The sequence below is a fragment of the Paludifilum halophilum genome, assembly GCF_002245355.1.
GTDB lineage: Bacteria > Bacillota > Bacilli > Thermoactinomycetales > DSM-45169 > Paludifilum > Paludifilum halophilum.
On the sequence record NZ_NOWF01000108.1, the window covers coordinates 1 to 431 of the forward strand.

Sequence of the window (431 nt, forward strand, 5' to 3'; positions counted from 1 at the left end):
CCACGCTTCGTTGGCTTCGACTATCTCATGTGGGACGAGCTCAGCCACTCGCCGAAGTCGAACTTCAGCTCCAGCTTCCTCTGCACCAGCAGCATATGCCTCAGCCAAATCGTGCACTGAACCTGTCGACGAATAGTAGATGACTGCGAATCGTGTCATTATTAATCCAATCATTTTCTGGAATCTCGTTCTATCAACGTAACTCGAACGTCTCGCGAGGTCAACAGGAGAATGCACTTGAGTGCACTTCTGGCATTGATTTCATGTACTATGATTCTAGAAAATAGTTCAGAGGCCTAGGAAGGCATGTGTGAGAAATGGAGTCACGGTTCATCTGCTCGGGCGGCGTGCAGTTGCACGCGCTCTGGCGCTTCGGCAACGGACCTGGAATCATCATCGTTCCCGGGGCAATGGCCGACGCAGCCGATTTC

The 431-nt window shown here is 51.7% G+C and carries 1 protein-coding gene; it reads right to left on the minus strand.

Annotated elements, in window-relative coordinates; genetic code table 11:
• Positions 1-174, minus strand: a 174-nt coding sequence (locus CHM34_RS20285) for a flavodoxin domain-containing protein (RefSeq protein ID WP_369126368.1), incomplete at its 3' end; no start/stop codon positions are given.
• Positions 175-431 lie beyond the last annotated feature (257 nt).